Here is a 21698-nt window from a genome sequence, read left to right on the forward strand (position 1 = left end):
TACCGCGATCAAGTCGCGCTATGACACAGTTAGTACTTGACAATGTTACTTAAAACCTATATGCAGAACTCAATTTTAAATGATTAAACTTAAATGCTGTTACTTGAATTAAAAAAAACTAATCAAACCTTAGAAACTATACATTTTATAGGTATCGGCGGTGTTGGCATGAGCGGTATTGCCGAGATATTATATAATCTAGGTTATAAAGTACAAGGTTCCGATTTAGTAGAAAATTATAATACTAAAAGGCTTGAGTCATACGGCATTAAAATATTTTTAGGACACGCCGAGCAGAACATTACCAATGTCTCGTATGTTGTTATTTCATCGGCAATTAATCCAAAGAATCCTGAAATAAAAGAAGCTTTGGAGCGTAAAATTCCAATTATTAGACGTGCAGACATGCTTGCTGAACTTATGAGATTAAAATGTTCAGTAGCAGTTTCGGGATCGCACGGTAAAACCACTACTACTTCTTTAGTTGCTTGTTTATTTGAGGCAGCTGGTTTATGTCCTACGGTTATTAACGGTGGGATCATCAATAATAAATTGACTAATGCATATCTTGGTTCAAGTAATTATTTAATTGCGGAGGCCGATGAATCGGATGCAACGTTTATTCATATTCCATCAACTATTGCGATAATAACTAACATTGATCCTGAACATTTAGATTATTATAGAGATTTTGAAACATTAATTGGTGCTTTTAGAAGCTTTATTACTAATTTGCCGTTTTACGGTTTTGCCGTTTGTTGTATCGATCATAAAATAGTGCGTAAGTTAGTAGACGAGATTACTGAAAGGAAGATTGTTACTTATGGCATCGATTCGGAAGATGCTCATATTATAGCGTTTAATATTAACACTGATATTGCCTCCTCTACTTTTGACGTAAAAATTAGTCTACCAAATGTACTAGGTACAACAATTATTGAAAAAATTACTATTCCAACGCCCGGAAGACATAATATTTTAAATAGTCTTGCTGCAATTGCCGTTGGGATAGAATTAGATTTCGGTATTAAAGCTATTAAAAACGGTTTTAATAATTTTAAAGGAGTGAAGAGGAGATTTACTAAAGTAGCTGAATATAATAACGCTTCAATTATTGATGATTACGCTCATCACCCTGAGGAAATCAAAGCAACGCTTGCGACGGCTAAAAATATAGCAAATAAACAAAACGGTAAAGTTATTGCTATTTTTCAGCCTCACAGATATTCAAGAATGCAGTATTTGTTTGATGATTTTATGCTTTGCTTTGCTGATGCCGATATACTCTATATTACCGATATATATGCTGCAGGTGAAAACCCTATAGAAGGAATTACAGGACGAAGTTTAGTTGATAAGATTACTAAGCGTAAACATCACGATAAAGCAAATTTTCTAGCAGAGCTAGATGATGCGGTTGGAGTTATTATAGATAATGCAGCTTCTGGTGATATGATCATTATGATGGGAGCAGGTAATATTTCAAGTTTTGCTAATGAATTAGATGGGAGATTGTCATCCCGTGGTTTGACTGGTATTGTTGCATAGCTCTTATGTCATTTCCGCGAAAGCGGGAATCCAGTTTTTTAAATAAATTATATAAAAATTTAGTATATAATTTTCTTTGTTTTTATCGTTTTTTTCTGGATTCCCGCTTTTGCGGGAATGACATCTGTTCGTATAACATAGGGTCAAGCGAACTAGGGGACAAAAGAGTGAAGATAACAGTAAAGCGAATAGCAGGACTAAATATGTTAATTTTACCGATAGTAAAAGGCGAGTATAAAAAAGATTATAATTTAAAACACTTAACATGGTTTAAAGTAGGCGGTAATGCTGAAATTTTCTTTAAACCTTTAGATAGCGAAGATTTAAAAAGTTTCTTAATACAAAATAAGCAAAAATTACCTATAAAGACTTTTGGAGCAGGCTCAAATATTATTATAAGAGATGACGGCATAGAAGGGGTCGTTATAAAACTTGGTCAGAATTTTAGCAATATTGAGTTTATAGATAATCATTTAATAGTAGGTAGCAGCTGCCTTAATTATAATTTAGCAAAATTTTGTCAAGCAAATGCTATTTCCGGTTTTGAGTTTTTAGTAGGTATTCCAGGGACTATCGGCGGCGGTGTTGCTATGAATGCCGGTGCTTACGGCTCTGAATTTAAAGATATTGTAGTGCAGATTGAAGCGATTGACTTTGCAGGAAACTTTTTAACATTCACAAATGAGGAAATCGGTTTTAAATATCGCAGTAATAATTTACCAAAGAATTTAATTATTCTCAAAGTTGTTTTTAAAATAAATAAAGGCGATAGTGAAAATATATTATTACGGATGAATGAAATAAATAACGCAAGATCATCTACACAGCCTATTAAAGAGCGTACGGGCGGTAGTACTTTTGCAAATCCTGAAGGGCGTAAAGCTTGGGAACTTATTGACAAAGCGGGGCTTAGAGGCTATAGAATAGGTGGTGCTTCGATGTCAGAACTTCATTGTAATTTTATGATAAATAATGGTGATGCTACTGCTAAAGATTTAGAAGATTTAGGTGATTTCGTTCAGCAGAAAGTATGTGAAGATAGCGGGGTTAAGTTAGAGTGGGAGATTAAGAGAATCGGACGTCATCCCTAATTAAAAATGGCGTTGTTGCAGCTAGTTTTATGTCATTCCCGCGAAGGCGGGAATGACATCGAGTAGGTTTTGCAAGCTATGCAACAAGGCCGCTTTTAGTTAGGCATTACAATCGATTTAATAAGAAAGGAAAAAACGTGCATAAATATCAAACACATTTGGTAGAACATTCTATAGTCAAAATATTAAGTAGTACCGGTAAAAAGCATATAGCATTAATGGCAGGCGGTATGTCTGCTGAGCGTGAAGTATCGTTAGTGTCAAGCGAAGGAGTTAGTAAAGCTTTAATTGAATTGGGATATAGAGTGACCTTTATTGATATGGGAGCGGATATTGCAGTTAGATTACAAGAAATAAAACCTGATATCGTTTTTAATTGCCTGCACGGTACATATGGTGAAGACGGTTGTTTACCAGGATTACTTAATATAATGCGGATTCCTTATACTCATAGCGGCGTGTTATCTTCAGCTTTAGCATTCGATAAAATACATTCTAGGATCTGGTTTTTAACGAATAATATTAATATGGCAGAAAGCATTGTTGTAAATAAAAGCGATAATATAAAAAATGATCCTATGAAACGACCGTACGTTATTAAGCCTCTTACGCAAGGTTCAAGTATTGGTGTTGAGGTGATATTTGCAGAAGACGATTTTAACTTTGCCGATTATGATTTTCCTTACGGTGATCAGGTAATAATAGAACAATATATAAAAGGGCGAGAATTGCAAGTAGCGGTATTAAACGGCAAAGCTCTTGGAGCTTTAGAGATTAAATTACTAAAGAATCGTTTCTATGATTATGAAACTAAATATACCGAAGGATTTGCTGATCATCTTTGTCCTGCTCCGCTACCTGCTAATTTATATGAGCAATTACTTATAGAATCAGAAAAAATTTATAAAACAATGAATTGTAAAGGTCCTGCTAGAGCAGAGTTTATTTTAGAAGAGCAGACAAACAAGTTATATGCTTTGGAGATAAATACTCACCCAGGTATGATGTCTTTATCAATAGTGCCGGAAATTGCAGCTTATGCAGGGATAAATTTTACTAACTTAATTGAAGAAATTATAAAGACGGCAAGCTTTGAATCATGAGAAAAAAAACAAGCTCCAATAAAAAAAAACAAACAAAAAAAACTAATAATATCTCATTACGCCGAAAATTAGGACTAATTTACAAAAAAGCAATATTAGGGCTTAAGATTGCTTTAATTATCTTTGTATGTCTATTTGTTTGTACAAAATATTTTGCCGGCATAAAAACCTACTTCACAACAAATATATACCAAACAACAACAAAACTTGGGTTTAAACTTGAAAATGTTATCATTGAAGGACAGCAAAATGTCGATGAGCCTACAATATTAAAGGTTTTAAATGCGAATAAGGACAGTCCTATTTTTGCTCTTAAATTAGACGAAATTAGAAATAATTTAAAGAAAAATAAATGGATCAAGGAAGTATATGTCAGTAGAAGATTACCAAATACGGTATATATAAAATTATTTGAAAGAGAACCTATTGCTATTTGGCAAATTAATAATCAGCTTTTCTTAGTCGATGAAGAAGGTTACGAAATTAGTAAAAATATTCAACCTTTTCCTCATTTATTACATGTTGTAGGGGAAGGAGCGAATATCTATGCAGGTACATTAGTATTAGAGCTGCAGAAATATCCGGCATTAATGAATAAAACTTCAGCTGCTGTAAGACTCGGAGATAGAAGGTGGGATTTAAATCTTAAAGGTAATATAAGTATTAAGTTACCTGAAAAAGAGTTTGAAGAAGCATTAAAATATGTCGATGCACTAAATAAAGCTAATAAGCTATTTAACCAAAATTATAAGGTTTTGGATTTAAGGGATAAGAATAAGTATTATATAGAGAAGTACTGAGAATCATCATTGCGAAGAGCAACGTAGTTTCGACGTGGTACTCTTGTCAAGCATTCTGAGCTTGCTTCGTCTCATTACTTTGTAATTCTTCGCGTAATAACGTTTTTGGAATAACAAGCATAAAAAAATGAAAGAGAAAATATCAAATTTTGTTACACTTGATTTAGGTAGTAGTAAGATTGCCGTAATTGCTGCCTATATTAGTAAAAAAGGTGTAATTAAAGTAGCTAGCCAAAATTTGCATCATTCTAAAGGTATTAAATCAGGAGTTATATCAGATTTAAAAAATGCTGAAACTAGCATTGTTTCAGCAATTTACGCACTTGAAAAAGATTGCGGTAAAAATATAAAAAAAGTTATATTATCGTTATCAGGTGCCGATACTAAATCTTATTATATTAATTATACCATTAAAGTTAACGGGCAAACCGTAACGCAGCAGGATATTAAAAAGTTACTACAAAAAGCATTACTTGAATTTAAAGTTAAAAACCAAGAAATTATTCATTATTTTCCTCTTGAATTTACCCTTGATAATAATTCAGTCGAGAATCCTATAGGTATGTACGGTAGAGAACTTAGTTGTGAATTACATATTATTGCTGCTAGTTCAAATATGTTATCAAATATTGTACAATGCTTCGCTAAATGTCATGTTGAAGTCACAAATATTACTCTAGCAATTTATGCTTCTGCTATTAGCTGTCTTACGAATGATGAAAAAAATCTAGGTTCGCTTATCATCGACATGGGGGATAAAACTACCTCTTTCGGCATTTTTTTTGCCGGTAAATTAATATATACGGGGCATGTAAATATAGGTAGTTTTCATATTAGCTCGGATATTGCTAAAGTCTTTGGTATTGATCTTGTTACGGCAGAGAAATTAAAAATTTTATACGGTAATGCAATGATACCTTTATTTGAGAAAGATAGTATTATAAATATGGAGGATTTTCAGGTTGATACTCATCATACTTTAAATACTTCCGTAACAATTTATAAATTGGCTGAGGTAATAAGAGCAAGAGCCGAAGAAATATTATCAATGGTAAAAGCCGAATATGATAAAGCAACAAAAGGGCAGGTTGAAGTTTTTAGAGTTGTAATTACCGGCGGTGGGTCTCAGCTTAGAGGACTTAAAGAGCTTTCAAATAAAATTTTTGAAAAACAGAGTAGAATCGGTAAACCGGAGATTATTGCTGGTTTTATAGAAGACTATAATCCGGCTATGTATTCAGCAACTATAGGAATGCTAAAAATTCATGCTCTAAAACAGCAAAAAGAATTTGCTCATATTAGACTTGATGCAAATAGTAGCTTCTTTAAAAAAGCTTTTGATTGGTTTAAAGAGAATATTTAGAGAGGCTGTCCGTGTTGGACTGGAAAATGCATTTAGTGTCATTCCCGCTTTCGTGGGAATGACATAAAATGATCCACGCAACAATACCTACGTGCAATGAGGACTTGTATTTACGCAGGCCATGTCATTTAGAAATATTTTGCTAAGAATTATTATTAGGTTTTTCTCTAGAACAAATTAGTACATTCCCTTTAACTTCGATAATAAAAAGTCGGTTGCCTGTTTTTGCATCGATTTCATTTGGAACAAGGTAAGCATTCATAATAGCACCGGACCATCTTACTTGTCCTATAGTATTAGAAGAAACTGTAGCACTATAAACCTCTACCGTTTTGCCTATCATATCCGAGTAATTTTTTGTTTTATCAGTTTTATTATAAACATATTTTTTAAGAGCATAATATAATATGCAAAACCAAATAAGTGATAATATACCAAAAAATGTTATTTGATTTGTTAAGCTAACTAGAGGGTAGTTATATACCACAAGAGTGTTTGATAACGCTCCAAACCCAAAGAATAAGAATCCAATACTTGGAACTGTAAAGAATTCAACAACTATGCAAATTATACCTATTATTAACCATATTTCGGTGAGATAATTATTTATCATGAACATAAGTTTTTAAAAATAATATTACATCAGTTATGTCTTGTGGTTTTGAGATACCGGCAAAGGACATTTTAGTTCCTGGTGCATAGCTACTTGGTTTATGTAAGAAAGCAAATAAACTATCATCATCCCATACGCCGCCAAGTTTTGATAGAGTAGGGGAATATTTATAGTCTGCTATGCTTGCTTTTGGTCTGCCTGCTACATCCCAAAGATGCGGTCCTAGTTTATTTGGACCGTCTTTATCAAGAGAATGACACATTAAACATTTCTTGGCTATTTTACGACCGTTATCAGCGTTGGCAGTCTTCATTAATTCCGGTATATTTACCGGTGCTTGTTCTAGTGCGGTAGTATTTTGATTTTCTGATGATTCTTGAACCGCAACGCTGTAGCCGCGATGTTGTAACTCTAGAGTGGGCTTATATAATATATTTGCAACAAATCCAACCATCATAGCAATTAAACTAGCAAATAAGATGGCTGCAACAATTTTATTTAATTCTTTTCCAGACATTGATTTTGTTTTTTTATTAGAATTTATACTATAATTTAAGTTGTAAGAGAAGTTAATTAAATAAATAAAAGAAAAGTTTATAAAAATATTTGTTCTTTGGAGAGAAAAATAAATGTCAAAAAAATCAAGGGTTAGAAAAATATTTAATAAGTTAAAATCTTATTGGACTAGTTTTAGACAAAGTAAAATTGGTAAAATATTATTTAGCAATAGTTTAAGTTATGCAGTTTCCATAGCTTCTATAGCAATTACAGTTTCGGGACTTTTTACTCCTATATCACCGATAATTATAGCTGTAGCTGTTGTTTCAGGAATTAGCGTAGGCATTCAAGCTGTAACTGAGACTTTGAAAGTGCATGATTTGTGTAAACTTCATAAAGAGAATAATTTATTAGTACATAACAGAAATGCTAAAAATCAGCAAGATTATATATTATCATTAGAACCGAGCTTAAAAGATATTTTGAAAAATGAATTATATACGCCGCAAACGGCAGGTAAGGATGCTACTCAAGATAAGTATGAGTTAAATGTAAATAAATTGAAAAGTACAGGACGAATATTTGGCAATAATTTAGGTGGAGCCGCAAATTTGGCCGCTTCTATTATTAAAGGTGCGAGCGGTAATGTGCTTGATATATTAAAAGCTACGGGTTACGGTGTAGTTACGACCGCATCATTAATTATCGACGGTCTTACTGAAAAGGAAAAAATAGAAATAAAAGCAATATTTAAATTAAATATAAATGAAGAATATAAAAAACAAGATACTCCTATATATAAAAATTTAGAACAATTAGAGAATTATACTAAGAATCAAGTATTGCAAACATTAGCTTTAAAAAAATTAATAATGGATAAGAATTATTGGAGTATGAATAAAGACCAAAAAATACAAAAATTTCGAGAAATAATAGGCAGTTTTAATTCTGAAATAAAAAGAAACGGTTTAGAAGAATTTTTTAGAGAAAATAAAATAACAATGGATAATAGCAAAGAGAGCTATGTTAAAGATATTAAAAATGTAATGAATCCATTTTATGAAAATCCTAGTAAAGCCGAAGGATATAATCCTTTAACTAAAGCTATGGATCAAGATAAAGTTAATAATGCTGCAATAAAAAGGACAAAAAGTGAAAATTTAAAAAGGATGCAAAAAAGAAAGCGAAATTTAACAATATGAAATGATTATTATAACTCACTGCTAGTTACAAATTTGTAAGAGGTAGTATCGCTAAATATTCTATGCAATAATTCATTATTAAGAGCATGGCTGGTTTTGTAGCCTTTAATTGCACTTACAATGCTAGTGCCGTTGGTATATAAATCACCGAATAAATCTAATAGTTTATGGCGAACAAATTCATCTTCATAACGTAAGCCGTTTGGGTTTAAGATTTTATCCTGCTCATCTATTCCTATAGCATTCTCAAATGAGGCACCTTGGGCAAGCCCTTTGCTTTTCAAATAATCAACATCTCTTATAAAGCCAAAAGTTCTAGCATCCGCAATATTTTTAGTAAAAGATTCTTGATCCCTAAAACTTAGATTTTGTCTGCCTATAGCTTTACTACTAAAATCAATGGTTAAATCTACAGTCATGTGATCAGAAGGAGTACAATATAATTCACAATCTTTATGAACTACTTTTATATCTTTTAAAATTTTAAGATATTTTTTAGGAGCATTTTGTAATTTTTTTCCTGCACACTCAATCATAAACACAAAAGGTTTACTACTGCCGTCCATAATTGGTACTTCAGGACCGTCAATTTTAATAATTGCATTATCAATGCTGCATCCCCAAAGTGCTGCCATTAAATGTTCAATTGTTGAAATTTGAACTTTATGATCATTACTGATAGTGGTAGATAACAAGGTATCGGAAACATTGAAATAGCTAGCTTCAATATAATTATTTTCAGAAGATATATCGGTTCTAATGAATATAATTCCGGTATTTTCTTTAGCAGGTTCTATAGTTAACTGGGTACGTTTTCCTGAGTGGACCCCGATTCCGTAACAACTAACCAGTTTTAATAATGTACTTTGCTGCATTTTAGGCATTGTAAAAATATATTTAAATATTAATATTTAATGCCAAATTATACAAGTTATATTATGTTACAGAATATTACACATATACTCGATGAACTTCAAAATTGGCTGTGTCATCCTACAAGAGTTGCGATATTCATGTATTAAGTATACGCGCCGCTCCTCACCTTGTGGATTCCTTGCTCTTTTTGAAGTTGATCTTCGTCTATGTTTAGTATAAGACTTCTTGCATAACTTGCTAATAAGGAGAAATTTGAAGGAAACACGGAACGCAGAACCGCAGCGTACACCGCAAGTAACGTGAGGATTCGAGTACCGGATCGACGTACAAATTACCTTTATTAGCAAGTTATGCAAGAAGTCTTATTAAAATCTATATAATGTATACTTAATAAAATACCAAAAATGATAAGCTACAAAACTACTGACTACGGCAAAAACAGAAAATAAGAAATCACTGCCGTTAATAGTGCCGTAAGGTACATGAGATGATAAAGATCCGGCATATGTACCGATGCTGCACATTGAAAAATACGAAAATAAAGCTGTTCTAAGTTCGTAATCCCTAAATTTATCAATTAGTATTAAAATATTGCAAATATAAATGGATCCTAAACAACTACCGATTAGTATTATATATAATATACTAAGGTTTTTATTAGTTCCATGAAACGATAGTAAAATAAAGCATACGAGCAAAATTATAGTTAGTGATAAATTAGCCAAATATTTATTTACTTTGCTTAATATATAGCATATAGGAATTATAGAAAAACATATTGCTAGAAAAATATATTTTAGTATAAGTCTTAAATTAATTAATGCTAATTCTTTCTTTAATGCAAAAGCTTCATAATACCATAATATATCCAAGGTGACATAAGCAACTACGAAGCCTGTCAATAATTGTAATTCGACATTTTTTATTAAGGATGAAAATTTGGAATTTAAATTTAATTTATGAGATGTAGGATTATAATGCAGAAATTCGGTTAGTATATTGATACAATATAACAATGCACAAATTACTATAGTATTATTTGTCGGTGTTATAAATGGATTTAATAAATCTACCATTAAGTTTCCACCCGCCCATAACAACATCATACAAGCTAAAAAAAATATTTCTTTTCTTTGCTACTCTCAATAATGTCTAATGTTATAGAAGTGAAATATGAAAATGTTCCAAAATTAATTACAATAAAATTAATTTTAATTAGAGTATAATTATTTAATAAAATTAGGTTTATTGTACAAATAATTAATAAAGATAAGCTAATTAAAATAATTTTTTGATTACTTAACTTGTTAATTAACTGTGTTAAGGCAAAGCCTGCGATTATCGAACCTATAAATTTAGTTTGATTGATATGATTTATTTGTTCTCCGCCTAGATTTTTATTTAGCAGTAAAAAGATTTTAAAATTATAAAAATTTATAGCATTGATACAGGAAAAAATAAATATTCCCAAAAGTGAGAAAAAAATAGTTTTGTAATCGTTTTTTAAAGTCATAAATTAAGTGTTTGCTAAACATAAATACATGGTATATAACTCATAATTATAATGATTAAGATTATTATCTTAAAAATTAAAGAGATTCATAATTCCATTATTTAAGTATATATGGATAGTTATTATATTATCAGCTTTTAATCAAGTATGGTAGTCTTATTTGTAATTTGTATATAATTATTGTTGAATTTTAAAAAAATTAATGAATTAAATAATATGAAAATATTTTAATGTAAGAAAAATAATAATATATTTTTTAGTATTTTAAAGAGGTGTTATTTGAAGTTTATCTAGAATTTCATTTTTGCTCTTTACTCATAGATAAATTATCTATTTAAATAAATTAATACAAGATAAACAATGATTTTTCTTAAGATACAAGCATTATATTAATTATTTGTTCTTCAAGTTAGTGAGCAAGATAAATGAATAAAAAGATTATAATTGATGCTAATTTCCCAAGCGAAACAAGAGTAGTTTTATTAGGACAAAGCAACAATATAGAAGATATTGAATTTCAAACAACCGTAAGACAACAAAATAAAGGTAACATTTATTTAGCAAAAGTTACAAGAATAGAACCGTCGCTACAAGCTGTTTTTATAGAGTACGGAATGGATAAAAGCGGTTTTTTACCGTTTAGTGAAATCCATCCTAACTATTACAATTTGCCTACCTCGGAGAGAAATTTTCCGGTTAATGCTTTTCCTGAAATAGCTCTTTCAAATATTACGGTTGAGGATGATAAAGAGAAATCAGCTGCTATATATGATGCTTTGGTTGATAGTGAAGAAATTGACCTAAAAACCATAGAAGATTTAGTAGAGAGTAAATTCCAGTCAGAACTTAATTTAGAAGCAGCTGATGATATTGAAATGATTCAAAGCGGTACCCCTGAGTCAAATATTCCGCAATATAAACAATATAAAGTTCAAGAAGTAATAAGAAAAAACCAAATATTATTAGTGCAGGTTACTAAGGAAGAACGAGGAAGTAAGTGCGCTGCTTTTACTACTTATATATCCTTGGCTGGTAAATATTGTGTTTTAATGCCTAATAAAGGTTCACAAAACGGTATATCGCGTAAAATATCAAACGGGGAAGAAAGAAAAAGACTGAAAGATATTTTAAATAAAATAGTAAGCGGTGACAAAAATGCTTATAGCGTCATTGTTAGAACCGCAGGTAGAGGAAGTAGCACCTTAGATTTAAAGAAAGACTATAATTATTTAGCAAGGTTATGGAATAAAATTCGTAAAAGTACTATTAAATTTCCGGCTCCGTGTTTTATTCATGAGGAAGATGGTATAATACGTAAAACCATACGTGATATGTGCGATCACAATGTTAAAGAGGTGGTAATTCAAGGACAAGAGGGTTATGAAGACGCTTCAAAATTTATGCAGGATTTATTACCTTCAGAGCTTGTAAAACTGAAAGAGCATAAAAGTACAACTCCTATATTTACTAAGTTTCAAGTAGAAGAGCAATTAGTTAAATTATATCAGCCTGTAGTGACGTTACCTTCAGGAGGATATATCGTTATTAATCCTACGGAAGCTCTTATTGCAATTGATGTAAATTCCGGTAAATCAACTTCTGAACAAAATATTGAAGAAACGGCACTAAAAACTAATTTAGAAGCAGCCAAAGAAGTAGCAAAGCAAGTAAAGCTTAGAGATCTATCAGGTTTGATAGTTGTTGATTTTATAGACATGAGCGAAGCTAAGAATCGTAAAATTATTGAACGATCCTTTAAAGAGTTTTTAAGTCGTGATCGTGCTCGTATACAAACCGGTAATATTAGTCAGTTTGGACTACTTGAATTCTCAAGGCAGAGATTACGTTCTTCTTTCTTAGAAACTAATTCGGCAATTTGTGCTCATTGTAACGGTAAAGGAGTCATTAGAGCAAGTGACGCTAATGCTATGTTAATTTTACGTACTATAGAGAATGAAATTTTTGAAGAAAGAATTGATGTAATAAATGTTTTTACCAATATCGTTTCAGTTATTTATCTACTTAATAATAAACGTGCTGAGATAAAATTTATTGAAGAAAAATATAATATAAAGCTTAATTTTTATTCCGATCCTAATGCTACATCAGATAGTTATTCGATTGAAAAAGTGAAGCTGTTCAAGAAAAATAACAATAATTTTAATTCTGTTAAGCCGGTAATTCAGAATCATAATGCCGATTATACTGAAGAAGAGCTGAAAAAAGAACAGTTACGCAAAAATAAGCATAAATGGAAAACAGCTAATAATAGTAATAATGTTGCTAATGAAGTAAAAGATAAGAGTTTAGAGGCAGAAGAATCGGTGGAGCAAACCGTAAGCGTTGTGGAAGAGGTGAAAGTTGTAGAAAGTAATGCCGGCTTAGAAGAAGCACAAGCTGTTCCAAAAAAGACAAAACGTAGATATCGTAATAAAACATCAAATAAGCAATGTCCTTCTAATACCGTCGAAGATACGGAAAAGAATGCAGAGTCTTGATTGTATAATAATGTCATTCCTGCGAAAGCAGGAATCCAGTAATCCTTAATGCCACCCCGTGGTCCAAGCCCACGGGGTCCATAAACATAATAAAAAATACTAATAATATTAGTATTTTTAGCTGGATCCCGCGATCACAAGTCGCGGGATGATAAATGATAAACCTATCCACGCCACAAGGCCTACGCGGGGATGATATAGCAATGCTGTAATGACGCGATAAACAACATAAACTTAAAATAAAAGTGCAGAAAAGTTTAATTACAAAATGGTTGTGTATAAGTTGTATAATGGTCATAGCGATGATTGTTATAGGGGGGATAACAAGGCTTACCGGTTCTGGTTTATCTATAGTTGAGTGGCGTCCGGTAACCGGTATTTTGCCGCCTTTTAGTTTTGAAAGCTGGCAATCGGAATTTGCTAAATATAAAGCTTTTCCTGAATATAACTCCGTTAATTACGGAATTACTTTATCACAGTTTAAGTTTATTTATCTGTTAGAGTTTATACATCGATTACTCGGTAGAATTACAGCTTTAATATATATTGTACCTTTAATATATTTTTATTTTAAAGATGTTATAAAAAATCGTGACATGCTACCTTATATAATTGCTTTGTTGTTATTTTGCATACAAGGCTTTATAGGGTGGTATATGGTTAAAAGCGGCTTGTTGAATAGCCCGTATGTTAGTCATTTTCGACTTGCTTTTCATTTAATTATCGCCGTAATTATTTATCACATACTTTTTTATCAACTAATAAAAAATCGTTGTGATATTTTGTTAATCCCGTCACAAATAGATTTTAAATTACCATTAATATTTTCCGGTATTGCTATTACTGTAGTATATGTGCAAATTTTTTTAGGTGCTTTAGTTGCAGGGCTTGATGCAGGGCTGATATATAATAGTTTTCCGCTAATGGATGATAGATTTATCCCGATGGAGATAAAAGATCATTTCTTTGATCTTAAAAATTGGTATGATCCGGTTTTTATACAATTCATACATCGTTTAGTCGGCTATAGCGTATTTTTGGTTGTTGTAGTTTTGATAATTTGCTTGTTAAAAATAGAGCATCCGAAATTAAATAAGATAGCGTATTTTCTAATGAGTGCATTATTTATGCAGGTATCTACCGGCATCATTACTCTTTTATACTCTGTACCTATAATAATTGCCTCTATACATCAGTTTTTTGCTATAATCCTGTTATCTATAATAATTTGGTGCTATTTTTTAATAAAAAGTGCCTAATTTATTAAAAATATGATCATCGATGTCAATACTCCTATTTCTTCTAGATTAGATAAATATTTAAAACGTCTATATCCCTTATTGACTCAAGGAGTAATAGAGAAAGCATTACGTCAAAAACAAATTACCGTTAATTCTCAGAAAGCAGAAGCGAGTTTAAGAGTAAAGGGCGGCGATAAAATTTTTATTAACGATAAGTTTAATTTACCTGTTAAGCAACCTGAAAAATTAGTTTTGACCGACGCTGAAATTAAGCTAGCGAAGAAAATTACTACCGATTATTTGATATATGCAGATGATAATTTAATAGCTATAAATAAACCCGCAGGTCTTGCTACTCAAGGCGGCACTAAAATCAATTTATCTATTGACTCTGCATTAAAATATTTGAATTATAAAGGTACTGATTTTAAGCTAGTACATAGATTAGATAAAAAAACAAGCGGTTTGCTCTTAATAGCCAAAAATTATTTAAGTAGTGTAAAACTTCATGATGCTTTTAAAGAAAAATTGGTTGTAAAAACATATTTTGCCGTAACCTATGGGAAGCCAATTAAAAATGTAGGCGAAGTTAGCAGTAATATAGATAAGAGTAAAGGAAGTACACCTAAAATTACTGATATTGATAGTGAAAATGGTAAACTTGCCATTACTTATTATAAAGTACTTAAATCACTTGATAATAACTTATTTTTAATTGAATTTACGCCGGTTACAGGTAGAATGCATCAATTAAGGTTGCATGCTAAATTATTAGGTTGTCCGATACTTGGAGATGATAAATATGGTAATAAAGAAATAATGCCGTATAGTAAATATATGTTCTTGCATGCTAATAATATATGTTTATCTGAAAAAATTTTTGGTCAAGAGATTAAGTTAGAAGCAAAATTACCGTTTTATTTTACTAGACGTCTTACATAAATTGCTTCTAAAGGTAATTTGTACGTTGATCCGGTACTCGAATCCTCATGTCAAGTGTACGCTGTGGTTCTGCGTTCTGTGTCTCCTTCAAATTTCTTTTTATTAGCTGCGTTATGTAAGACGTCTATTGATAAGTTTGTGGAGTGTTGCAGTTATGATACGTAGATATTTTTTATTGTTGCTTTTTTTTATTACTAATTGTATTGATTGTTTTGCAGATATACAGCAAAGAATCAATGAAGCAGAAAAAGAATATGTCAGTAATAGATTTTTAAATGCCGTTTTTATGTTTGCCGATGATTATAAACCTTTATTAACCGGTGCTAAAGGAATTTTTGCTTTAAATGGTGAGCAATTAAAAGCAAATGAAATGATGCCTATTGTTGCTGCTACAAAGCCTTTTACAACAGCTGGAATCTTAAAATTACAAGAACAGGCATTATTAAATATTAACGATAAAATTTATAAATATCTTGATCCGGAAATGTGGGGTGGAAAAGTGCTGGATTGGGCATATAAAATATCTATCCATAATTTATTAACGCATAGTAGCGGTATTGCTGAATATTTTAGTTTTGTTAAACTTGATTTAAATATGCCTAAGAAAGAGATCCACAAGAAAATATTATAATTTGTTTCTTCTAAGCCTTGAGAAATATCTATAGGGAAAAAATTTAAATATAGTAATACTAATTTTGTTATACTCGGTATGATTATAGAAAAGGTGGCTAAAAAAGATTTAGCTAACTTTTTTTATGATGGATTTTTTAAACCGCTTAATATGAAATCTACTAGTTTTGCTTCATATAGTGAAGCCGTTAGAATCCAAAAAAAAACATTATTAGTTCTAATTATCCGGTAAGATATTTTTTAACGCCTAATTAGTAATAAACCTATATTTACTCCTGTAACTGCTGATTTTTTAGCAGTTCCTTGTGCTGACGGTGGTATAATATCAACACTGGTTGATCTTATTAGATGGTATAGGGCATTAAATGAGGAGAAAATTCTTTCTAAGAAGTCGTATAAACTTATGACTACTGAATATTTTTTAGCACAAGATATAGAAGGGCGTAAGTCTTATATGGGTTACGGTATTTTTCTTACTGATCTTGATTCTAAGCGTTTAATGATTCATTATACGGGAAAAGCCCTTGGAATACAAAGTGCAGCAGGATATGTTTTGCCTGATAATCTTTATTTTGCTATACTCAGTAATACTATGATAAAAATTTCTGAAGAAGAAAAAGATAAAATTGACATAAAAAATCCTTTAAATCAACTTGGAATAATTTATTTTAGAGATGCAATAATAGGGGCAGCTATAAAAAATTAAATAGACTTGTTGTATAACCTATTTTATAAAGAGGAATTTGAAAGAAACACAGAACGTAGCACCGCAGCGTACACTTAGTACGTGAGGATGCGAGTATCGGATTGATATACAAATTACCTTTAGAAGGAGGTTATACAACAAGTCTAATGCAGATAGTTACTTGGAATATTAATTCATTGCGTCTACGGATCGATTTATTAAGAAAATTAGCATATGAACATCAGCCGGATATTATTTTACTTCAAGAAACAAAGGTAGCTGACTCATTATTTCCTCTTGAAGTTATTAAAAATATAGGCTATGAACATGTAATATATTCAGGGCAGAAATCATATAACGGTGTTGCTATTATTTCAAAATTTCCTTTGAATAATGTTTTTTCATTGGAGTTATATAATAGTGATAAAAGGCATATAGCAGCTATGGTTAATGATATAGAAATACATAATTTTTATGTTCCTGCCGGCGGTGATATACCTGATATCGAGGTAAATACAAAATTTAAGCATAAGCTCGAATATATAAGGTTAATGCAGGAATGGTTAACGACTAACCGTACTAAAAACGATAAAATGATTATTGTTGGGGACTTGAACATTGCTCCGCATGAACATGATGTATGGTCTAGTAAGCAGTTGCGAAATGTTATCAGCCATACTGATATTGAACGCTCGTTATTGGTAGAGCTACAAAATGTGTTAGGTTTTATTGATAGTAGCAGACATTTCGTATCGCTTGACGAAAAATTTTATACTTGGTGGAGTTATAGAAATATAGATTGGAAAAAATCTAACAGAGGTAGAAGACTTGATCATATTTGGGTTAGCGATAATTTAAAAGGTGCATTATTTTCTATGCATTTACTATCAGAAGCACGTGATTGGTTTTCACCTTCGGATCATGTACCATATTTTGTGACTTTTAATTTACAGATGTCATCCCGTGGTCAAGCCACGGGATAACAATAGTCTTAAGGAGTAATTCGTGGATATTAAGTTAGGAAAATATAAGCCGACAAAGGAAGAATATATAAAAAGCTTTAAAGATATGCTCCTACTGCGTCGTTTTGAAGAAAAATGCGGTCACTTATACGGAATGGGAGAAATCGGTGGTTTTTGTCATTTATATATAGGGCAAGAAGCAGTAATTTCTGCAGTAGATATGGTTAAACAAAAAGGTGATAGCACTATTACTAGCTATCGTGACCATGCTCATATTATTTTAGCAGGAACTGAGCCTAAGTATGTTCTTGCCGAGCTTATGGGGCGTGCTACAGGTTGCTCGAAAGGTAAGGGTGGCTCGATGCATTTATTTAATGTACCCAACAAATTTTACGGTGGACACGGTATAGTAGGGGCTCAAGTACCGATAGGTACAGGGCTTGCGTTTGCTGAAAAATATAACGATACGCATAATATCTGTTTTACTTTTTTAGGTGACGGTGCCGTTAATCAAGGTCAGGTATATGAAGCTTTTAATATGGCTGCTTTATGGGGTTTGCCGGTAGTTTATATTATTGAAAATAACGAATATTCGATGGGGACGTCTGTAGCACGTTCTACCTTTATGCGTGATTTATATAAGAAAGGGGCATCGTTTGGGATTAAAGGATTTCAGCTAGACGGTATGGATTTTGAAGAAATGTATGACGGCTCTAAGCAAGCAGCCGAGTATGTTAGAGAAAATAGCTTTCCTCTGATATTAGAGGTAAAAACTTATCGTTATCGTGGGCATTCGATGTCCGACCCGGCAAAATATCGTAGTAAAGAAGAAGTTGAGCAATATAAAGAGCGTGACCCGTTGGTAATAATAAGAAAAACGATACTCGACAATAAATATGTAACCGAAGTGGATTTAAAAGCAATGGAACAGTCGGTAAAAGAAATTGTGAAAGAAGCAGTAGAATTCTCAGAAAATTCACCGCTACCTGATGAAGGGGAGTTGTATACACAGGTGTACTGTTAAGGCGTCATTGCAAGGAAAAACTGTAAGTTTTGACAAAGCAATCTCAGGAATTTGTTATTATTTCATGAGGTTGTCACGCAGCCTACGGCTGCTCGCAATGACGTTCACGCAGGCAAGCCTCCTTGCAATAACGTTTAATTTGATCAAATAAAAAAGAAAAATGCAAATAACGGTACGTGAAGCATTGCGTGATGCCATGCAAGAAGAGATGATAAGAGACGACAAGGTTTTTGTCATAGGCGAGGAAGTTGCAGAATATCAAGGAGCTTACAAGGTAACTCAAGGATTACTAGAGCGATTTGGTCCTAAGAGGGTAATTGATACACCGATAACGGAATATGGTTTTGCAGGGCTTGCAGTCGGAGCAGCTTTTGCAGGACTTCGCCCGATCGTAGAGTTTATGACCTTTAACTTTGCTATGCAAGCATTCGATCACATAGTTAATTCAGCAGCAAAAACGCATTACATGTCAGGCGGGCAGGTCAAATGTCCGATAGTATTTAGAGGACCAAACGGAGCAGCAAGTAGAGTAGCTGCACAACATAGTCAAAATTATACAGCTTGCTATTCCCACATTCCGGGATTAAAAGTAGTAGCTCCTTATAGTGCAGCAGATCATAAAGGACTTATGCTTACAGCTATTAGGGACGATAATCCCGTTGTTTTTTTAGAAAATGAAATTTTATACGGTCATAGTTTTGACGTGCCGAAAACAATCGAGCCTATACTCTTTGGTCAGGCAAAAATTTTAAGAGAGGGTAGTAGTGTCACTATAGTCACTTTCTCGATTCAAGTAAAACTTGCCTTAGATGCTGCAAATGTTGTGCAGAATGATAATATTGATTGTGAGGTGATTGATCTTCGCACTATTAAACCGCTTGATACTGAGACAATAATAGAATCAGTGAAAAAAACTAATCGTTTAGTTGTAGTGGAAGAAGGGTGGTTTTTTGCAGGTGTTGGTGCAAGTATAGCTTCTATTGTTATGAAAGAAGCATTTGATTATTTAGATGCTCCGATAGAGATTGTAAGCGGCAAAGATCTTCCCCTTCCTTATGCTGTTAATTTAGAAACACTAGCTCTGCCGAGTGAGAGTGATGTAATAGAAGCCGTTAAAAAGGTTTGTTATTATAGTATTTAATGTATTAGTTTAGTTTTTTCGTCATTGCGAGCAACTGAAAGGAGCGTGGCAATCTCATAAAGCAAGATTCTAGAGATTGCTTTGTCAAAACTTACAGTTTTCCCTCGCAATGACGATGTCAACTTTTTTAGGCATATCTACTTTGCAGCTCTTTTACGGTCGTTAGGGTCAAGTAGAGCTTTACGTAAACGAATAGATTTCGGTGTGACTTCAACTCGCTCGTCATCTTGTATATAGCTGATTGCCTGCTCTAACGTTAAAAGCATTGGCGGAGTTAGCCTTATGGCTTCGTCTTTACCTGTTGCTCTAACGTTGCTCAGTTGTTTCGCTTTTAGTGGGTTTACCTCTAAATCATTATCACGATTATGTTCGCCGATAATCATGCCTCTATATACTTTGTCACTAGGGTTTATAAACATTTTCCCCCTTTCTTCTAGATTCCATAGAGCATATGCGACTGCTACCCCGTCACCGTTAGAGATAAGCACACCGTTACGTCTTCCCTCGATATTTCCTTTATAATCAGCATATCCATGGAAAATACGATTCATAATCCCTGTGCCTCGTGTTTCAGTTAAAAACTGGCTGTGATAGCCGATTAACCCTCTAGACGGTCCGATAAACGTAACACGGCTTTTACCGCCGCCTGACGGCCTCATATCAGTCATTTCAGCTTTTCTCAGTGCTAAAGATTTTACGACTACTCCAACATAATCATCATCAACGTCAACTTGGATTTCTTCCATCGGTTCTTGCTTATTACCTTTCTCATCAGTTTGGAATAATACTTCGGGTCTGCTAATAGATAGCTCAAATCCTTCACGACGCATAGTTTCAATTAAGATCCCAAGTTGTAACTCACCACGCCCTGCAACTTGGAAAGCATTTTTCTCCGCAGCTTCAGTAACTTTTAAGGCAACGTTACTTTCAAGCTCACGCATTAACCTAGCTCCAATTAAGCTCGACGTAACTTTTGTCCCTTCGCTTCCTGCAAGCGGTGAGTCATTAACGCTAAAAGTCATGGATAAAGTCGGCGGATCAATAGGTAGAGACGGTACGGCCTCGGTTACCTCAGGGGAGCAGATAGTATCGGCAACGTTGGCGTTTTCAACGCCTGCTACGGCAATAATATCGCCGGCTGTAGCATCATTTATAGCGATTCGCTCTAAGCCTCTAAAGGCTAATATTTTAGTGATACGTCCGGTTTCAAGTACTTTATTCTCATGATTTAATACTTTTACGTTTTGGTTAATTTTAACAGTGCCGCTTTGTACACGACCTGTTAAAACCCTACCGAAGAAAGAGTTATATTCTCTAGTAGTAACAAGCATAGAAAACGGTGCTTTGTCATCGGCTAAGGGTTTTGGTACATGCTGTACTATAAGGTCAAAAAGCGGTGCTAAATCATCTGCTAAATTGTCTAAAGGATTAATTTTATCATCAAAGGTTAAAGATGCTCTACCTGCTCTACCTGATGCATAAACTATAGGGAAGTCAAGCTGATCGTTGTTTGCTTCAAGTACCACAAATAGCTCAAATACTTCATCGATAACTTCTTTAATTCTTTGGTCATCTCTATCGATTTTATTAATAACGACAATAGGTTTTAAGCCGAGATTTAACGCTTTAGAAAGCACGAATTTTGTTTGCGGCATTGGTCCTTCCGATGCATCGACAAGTAGTACTACACCGTCAACCATGCTAAGGATGCGTTCTACTTCACCGCCAAAATCGGCGTGTCCTGGCGTATCAACTATATTGATACGGATATCGTTCCACATAAGAGCAGTGCATTTGGCAAGTATCGTGATTCCACGCTCACGCTCAAGATCGTTAGAGTCCATAGCACGCTCAGCAACTGCTTGGTTAGCTCTAAATGTTCCGCTTTGTTTAAGCATGTTATCAACAAGCGTAGTTTTTCCATGATCAACGTGGGCAATAATTGCTATATTACGAATAGATGTCATC

16 protein-coding genes and 5 pseudogenes are annotated in these 21698 nt (G+C 32.9%); 15 read left to right on the forward strand and 6 right to left on the reverse strand.

The features are described 5' to 3' along the window. The first annotated feature begins 93 nt into the window (after positions 1-93). From murC to ftsA, 5 genes are all read left to right on the forward strand, one after another. Positions 94-1548: a UDP-N-acetylmuramate--L-alanine ligase gene (murC, locus tag BG75_RS02235; RefSeq protein ID WP_062811292.1), complete on the forward strand. Its 1455-nt coding sequence runs from the start codon at positions 94-96 to the stop codon at positions 1546-1548. A gap of 203 nt (positions 1549-1751) precedes the next feature. Further along, positions 1752-2639, forward strand: a complete 888-nt coding sequence (gene murB / locus BG75_RS02240; protein WP_062811293.1) for a UDP-N-acetylmuramate dehydrogenase — start codon at positions 1752-1754, stop codon at positions 2637-2639. Between the two features lie 137 nt (positions 2640-2776). Continuing rightward, positions 2777-3742 carry a D-alanine--D-alanine ligase gene (locus BG75_RS02245; RefSeq protein WP_062811294.1) on the forward strand — a complete coding sequence of 322 codons (966 nt, stop codon included), beginning with the start codon at positions 2777-2779 and terminating at the stop codon, positions 3740-3742. Next, positions 3739-4542 (forward strand): cell division protein FtsQ/DivIB, encoded by an 804-nt coding sequence (locus BG75_RS02250; protein ID WP_062811295.1) that lies wholly within the window; start codon positions 3739-3741, stop codon positions 4540-4542. Before BG75_RS02245 ends, BG75_RS02250 begins: the two co-directional genes overlap by 4 nt. Before the next feature lie 127 nt (positions 4543-4669). Then, on the forward strand, positions 4670-5905 hold the full coding sequence (ftsA, locus tag BG75_RS02255; RefSeq protein WP_062811296.1) for a cell division protein FtsA: 1236 nt from the start codon (positions 4670-4672) through the stop codon (positions 5903-5905). A gap of 142 nt (positions 5906-6047) precedes the next feature. Here the strand turns inward: ftsA and BG75_RS02260 are convergent, their stop codons facing one another. Next, positions 6048-6524 carry an NfeD family protein gene (locus BG75_RS02260; protein WP_062811297.1) on the reverse strand — a complete coding sequence of 159 codons (477 nt, stop codon included), beginning with the start codon at positions 6522-6524 and terminating at the stop codon, positions 6048-6050. Next, positions 6508-7035 carry a c-type cytochrome gene (locus BG75_RS02265; protein ID WP_062811298.1) on the reverse strand — a complete coding sequence of 176 codons (528 nt, stop codon included), beginning with the start codon at positions 7033-7035 and terminating at the stop codon, positions 6508-6510. The genes BG75_RS02260 and BG75_RS02265 overlap by 17 nt, the downstream gene beginning before the upstream one ends. 112 nt (positions 7036-7147) lie before the next feature. Here BG75_RS02265 and BG75_RS02270 point away from each other — a divergent pair, with 112 nt between their 5' ends. Then, the gene (locus BG75_RS02270) at positions 7148-8218 is read left to right on the forward strand and encodes a hypothetical protein (protein WP_062811299.1); all 1071 of its coding nucleotides are present in this window, start codon (positions 7148-7150) and stop codon (positions 8216-8218) included. Between the two features lie 8 nt (positions 8219-8226). Here BG75_RS02270 and lpxC read toward each other — a convergent pair whose 3' ends face one another. Further along, positions 8227-9093: a UDP-3-O-acyl-N-acetylglucosamine deacetylase gene (gene lpxC / locus BG75_RS02275; RefSeq protein ID WP_062811859.1), complete on the reverse strand. Its 867-nt coding sequence runs from the start codon at positions 9091-9093 to the stop codon at positions 8227-8229. 226 nt (positions 9094-9319) lie between these two features. Between lpxC and BG75_RS10330 the strand changes: the two are divergent. Then, positions 9320-9470 (forward strand): annotated as a pseudogene (locus BG75_RS10330) (palindromic element RPE1 domain-containing protein); the annotation flags it as partial. On the opposite strand, the pseudogene BG75_RS02280 reads toward BG75_RS10330, so the two are convergent. Then, positions 9460-10607 (reverse strand): annotated as a pseudogene (locus BG75_RS02280) (MFS transporter). The pseudogenes BG75_RS10330 and BG75_RS02280 sit on opposite strands and share 11 nt — an antisense overlap. 425 nt (positions 10608-11032) lie before the next feature. Here BG75_RS02280 and BG75_RS02285 point away from each other — a divergent pair. From BG75_RS02285 to BG75_RS02295, 3 genes are all read left to right on the forward strand, one after another. After that, complete coding sequence (locus BG75_RS02285; protein WP_062811300.1) at positions 11033-13105, forward strand: Rne/Rng family ribonuclease; 2073 nt, start codon at positions 11033-11035, stop codon at positions 13103-13105. A 245-nt stretch (positions 13106-13350) separates the two neighbouring features. Continuing rightward, positions 13351-14364: a COX15/CtaA family protein gene (locus BG75_RS02290; RefSeq protein ID WP_062811301.1), complete on the forward strand. Its 1014-nt coding sequence runs from the start codon at positions 13351-13353 to the stop codon at positions 14362-14364. A 12-nt stretch (positions 14365-14376) separates the two neighbouring features. Next, positions 14377-15288, forward strand: coding sequence for an RluA family pseudouridine synthase (locus BG75_RS02295; RefSeq protein ID WP_062811302.1), 912 nt, complete (start codon positions 14377-14379; stop codon positions 15286-15288). On the opposite strand, the pseudogene BG75_RS07065 reads toward BG75_RS02295, so the two are convergent. Next, positions 15270-15398 (reverse strand): annotated as a pseudogene (locus tag BG75_RS07065) (palindromic element RPE1 domain-containing protein); the annotation flags it as partial. The gene BG75_RS02295 and the pseudogene BG75_RS07065 overlap by 19 nt on opposite strands. A 44-nt stretch (positions 15399-15442) precedes the next feature. On the opposite strand from BG75_RS07065, the pseudogene BG75_RS02300 reads away from it, so the two are divergent. The 5 genes and pseudogenes from BG75_RS02300 to BG75_RS02315 all read left to right on the forward strand — a co-directional run bounded on the left by BG75_RS02300 (position 15443) and on the right by BG75_RS02315 (position 19730). After that, a pseudogene (locus BG75_RS02300) lies at positions 15443-16624 on the forward strand (serine hydrolase domain-containing protein). Continuing rightward, a pseudogene (locus tag BG75_RS10785) lies at positions 16625-16758 on the forward strand (palindromic element RPE1 domain-containing protein); the annotation flags it as partial. It lies immediately after the preceding pseudogene. Between the two features lie 12 nt (positions 16759-16770). Further along, positions 16771-17586 (forward strand): exodeoxyribonuclease III, encoded by an 816-nt coding sequence (xth, locus tag BG75_RS02305; RefSeq protein WP_062811860.1) that lies wholly within the window; start codon positions 16771-16773, stop codon positions 17584-17586. A gap of 22 nt (positions 17587-17608) precedes the next feature. After that, positions 17609-18589 (forward strand): pyruvate dehydrogenase (acetyl-transferring) E1 component subunit alpha, encoded by a 981-nt coding sequence (pdhA, locus tag BG75_RS02310; protein ID WP_062811303.1) that lies wholly within the window; start codon positions 17609-17611, stop codon positions 18587-18589. 160 nt (positions 18590-18749) lie between these two features. Next, the gene (locus tag BG75_RS02315) at positions 18750-19730 is read left to right on the forward strand and encodes a pyruvate dehydrogenase complex E1 component subunit beta (RefSeq protein WP_062811304.1); all 981 of its coding nucleotides are present in this window, start codon (positions 18750-18752) and stop codon (positions 19728-19730) included. Between the two features lie 137 nt (positions 19731-19867). Here the strand turns inward: BG75_RS02315 and typA are convergent, their stop codons facing one another. Further along, positions 19868-21697: a translational GTPase TypA gene (gene typA / locus BG75_RS02320; protein ID WP_062811305.1), complete on the reverse strand. Its 1830-nt coding sequence runs from the start codon at positions 21695-21697 to the stop codon at positions 19868-19870. Position 21698 lies beyond the last annotated feature (1 nt).

It is taken from the genome of Rickettsia endosymbiont of Proechinophthirus fluctus (genome assembly GCF_001602635.1).
GTDB classification, from domain to species: domain Bacteria; phylum Pseudomonadota; class Alphaproteobacteria; order Rickettsiales; family Rickettsiaceae; genus Rickettsia; species Rickettsia rickettsii.

Excerpts from the sequence above, each read along its gene's own strand:
- murC (WP_062811292.1), top strand. The coding sequence starts at position 94 with ATGCTGTTACTTGAATTAAAAAAAACTAATCAAACCTTAGAAACTATA.
- murB (WP_062811293.1), top strand. The coding sequence starts at position 1,752 with ATGTTAATTTTACCGATAGTAAAAGGCGAGTATAAAAAAGATTATAAT.
- BG75_RS02250 (WP_062811295.1), top strand. The coding sequence starts at position 3,739 with ATGAGAAAAAAAACAAGCTCCAATAAAAAAAAACAAACAAAAAAAACT.
- ftsA (WP_062811296.1), top strand. The coding sequence starts at position 4,670 with ATGAAAGAGAAAATATCAAATTTTGTTACACTTGATTTAGGTAGTAGT.
- BG75_RS02260 (WP_062811297.1), bottom strand. The coding sequence starts at position 6,524 with ATGTTCATGATAAATAATTATCTCACCGAAATATGGTTAATAATAGGT.
- BG75_RS02265 (WP_062811298.1), bottom strand. The coding sequence starts at position 7,035 with ATGTCTGGAAAAGAATTAAATAAAATTGTTGCAGCCATCTTATTTGCT.
- BG75_RS02270 (WP_062811299.1), top strand. The coding sequence starts at position 7,148 with ATGTCAAAAAAATCAAGGGTTAGAAAAATATTTAATAAGTTAAAATCT.
- lpxC (WP_062811859.1), bottom strand. The coding sequence starts at position 9,093 with ATGCAGCAAAGTACATTATTAAAACTGGTTAGTTGTTACGGAATCGGG.
- BG75_RS02285 (WP_062811300.1), top strand. The coding sequence starts at position 11,033 with ATGAATAAAAAGATTATAATTGATGCTAATTTCCCAAGCGAAACAAGA.
- BG75_RS02295 (WP_062811302.1), top strand. The coding sequence starts at position 14,377 with ATGATCATCGATGTCAATACTCCTATTTCTTCTAGATTAGATAAATAT.
- xth (WP_062811860.1), top strand. The coding sequence starts at position 16,771 with ATGCAGATAGTTACTTGGAATATTAATTCATTGCGTCTACGGATCGAT.
- BG75_RS02315 (WP_062811304.1), top strand. The coding sequence starts at position 18,750 with ATGCAAATAACGGTACGTGAAGCATTGCGTGATGCCATGCAAGAAGAG.
- typA (WP_062811305.1), bottom strand. The coding sequence starts at position 21,697 with ATGACATCTATTCGTAATATAGCAATTATTGCCCACGTTGATCATGGA.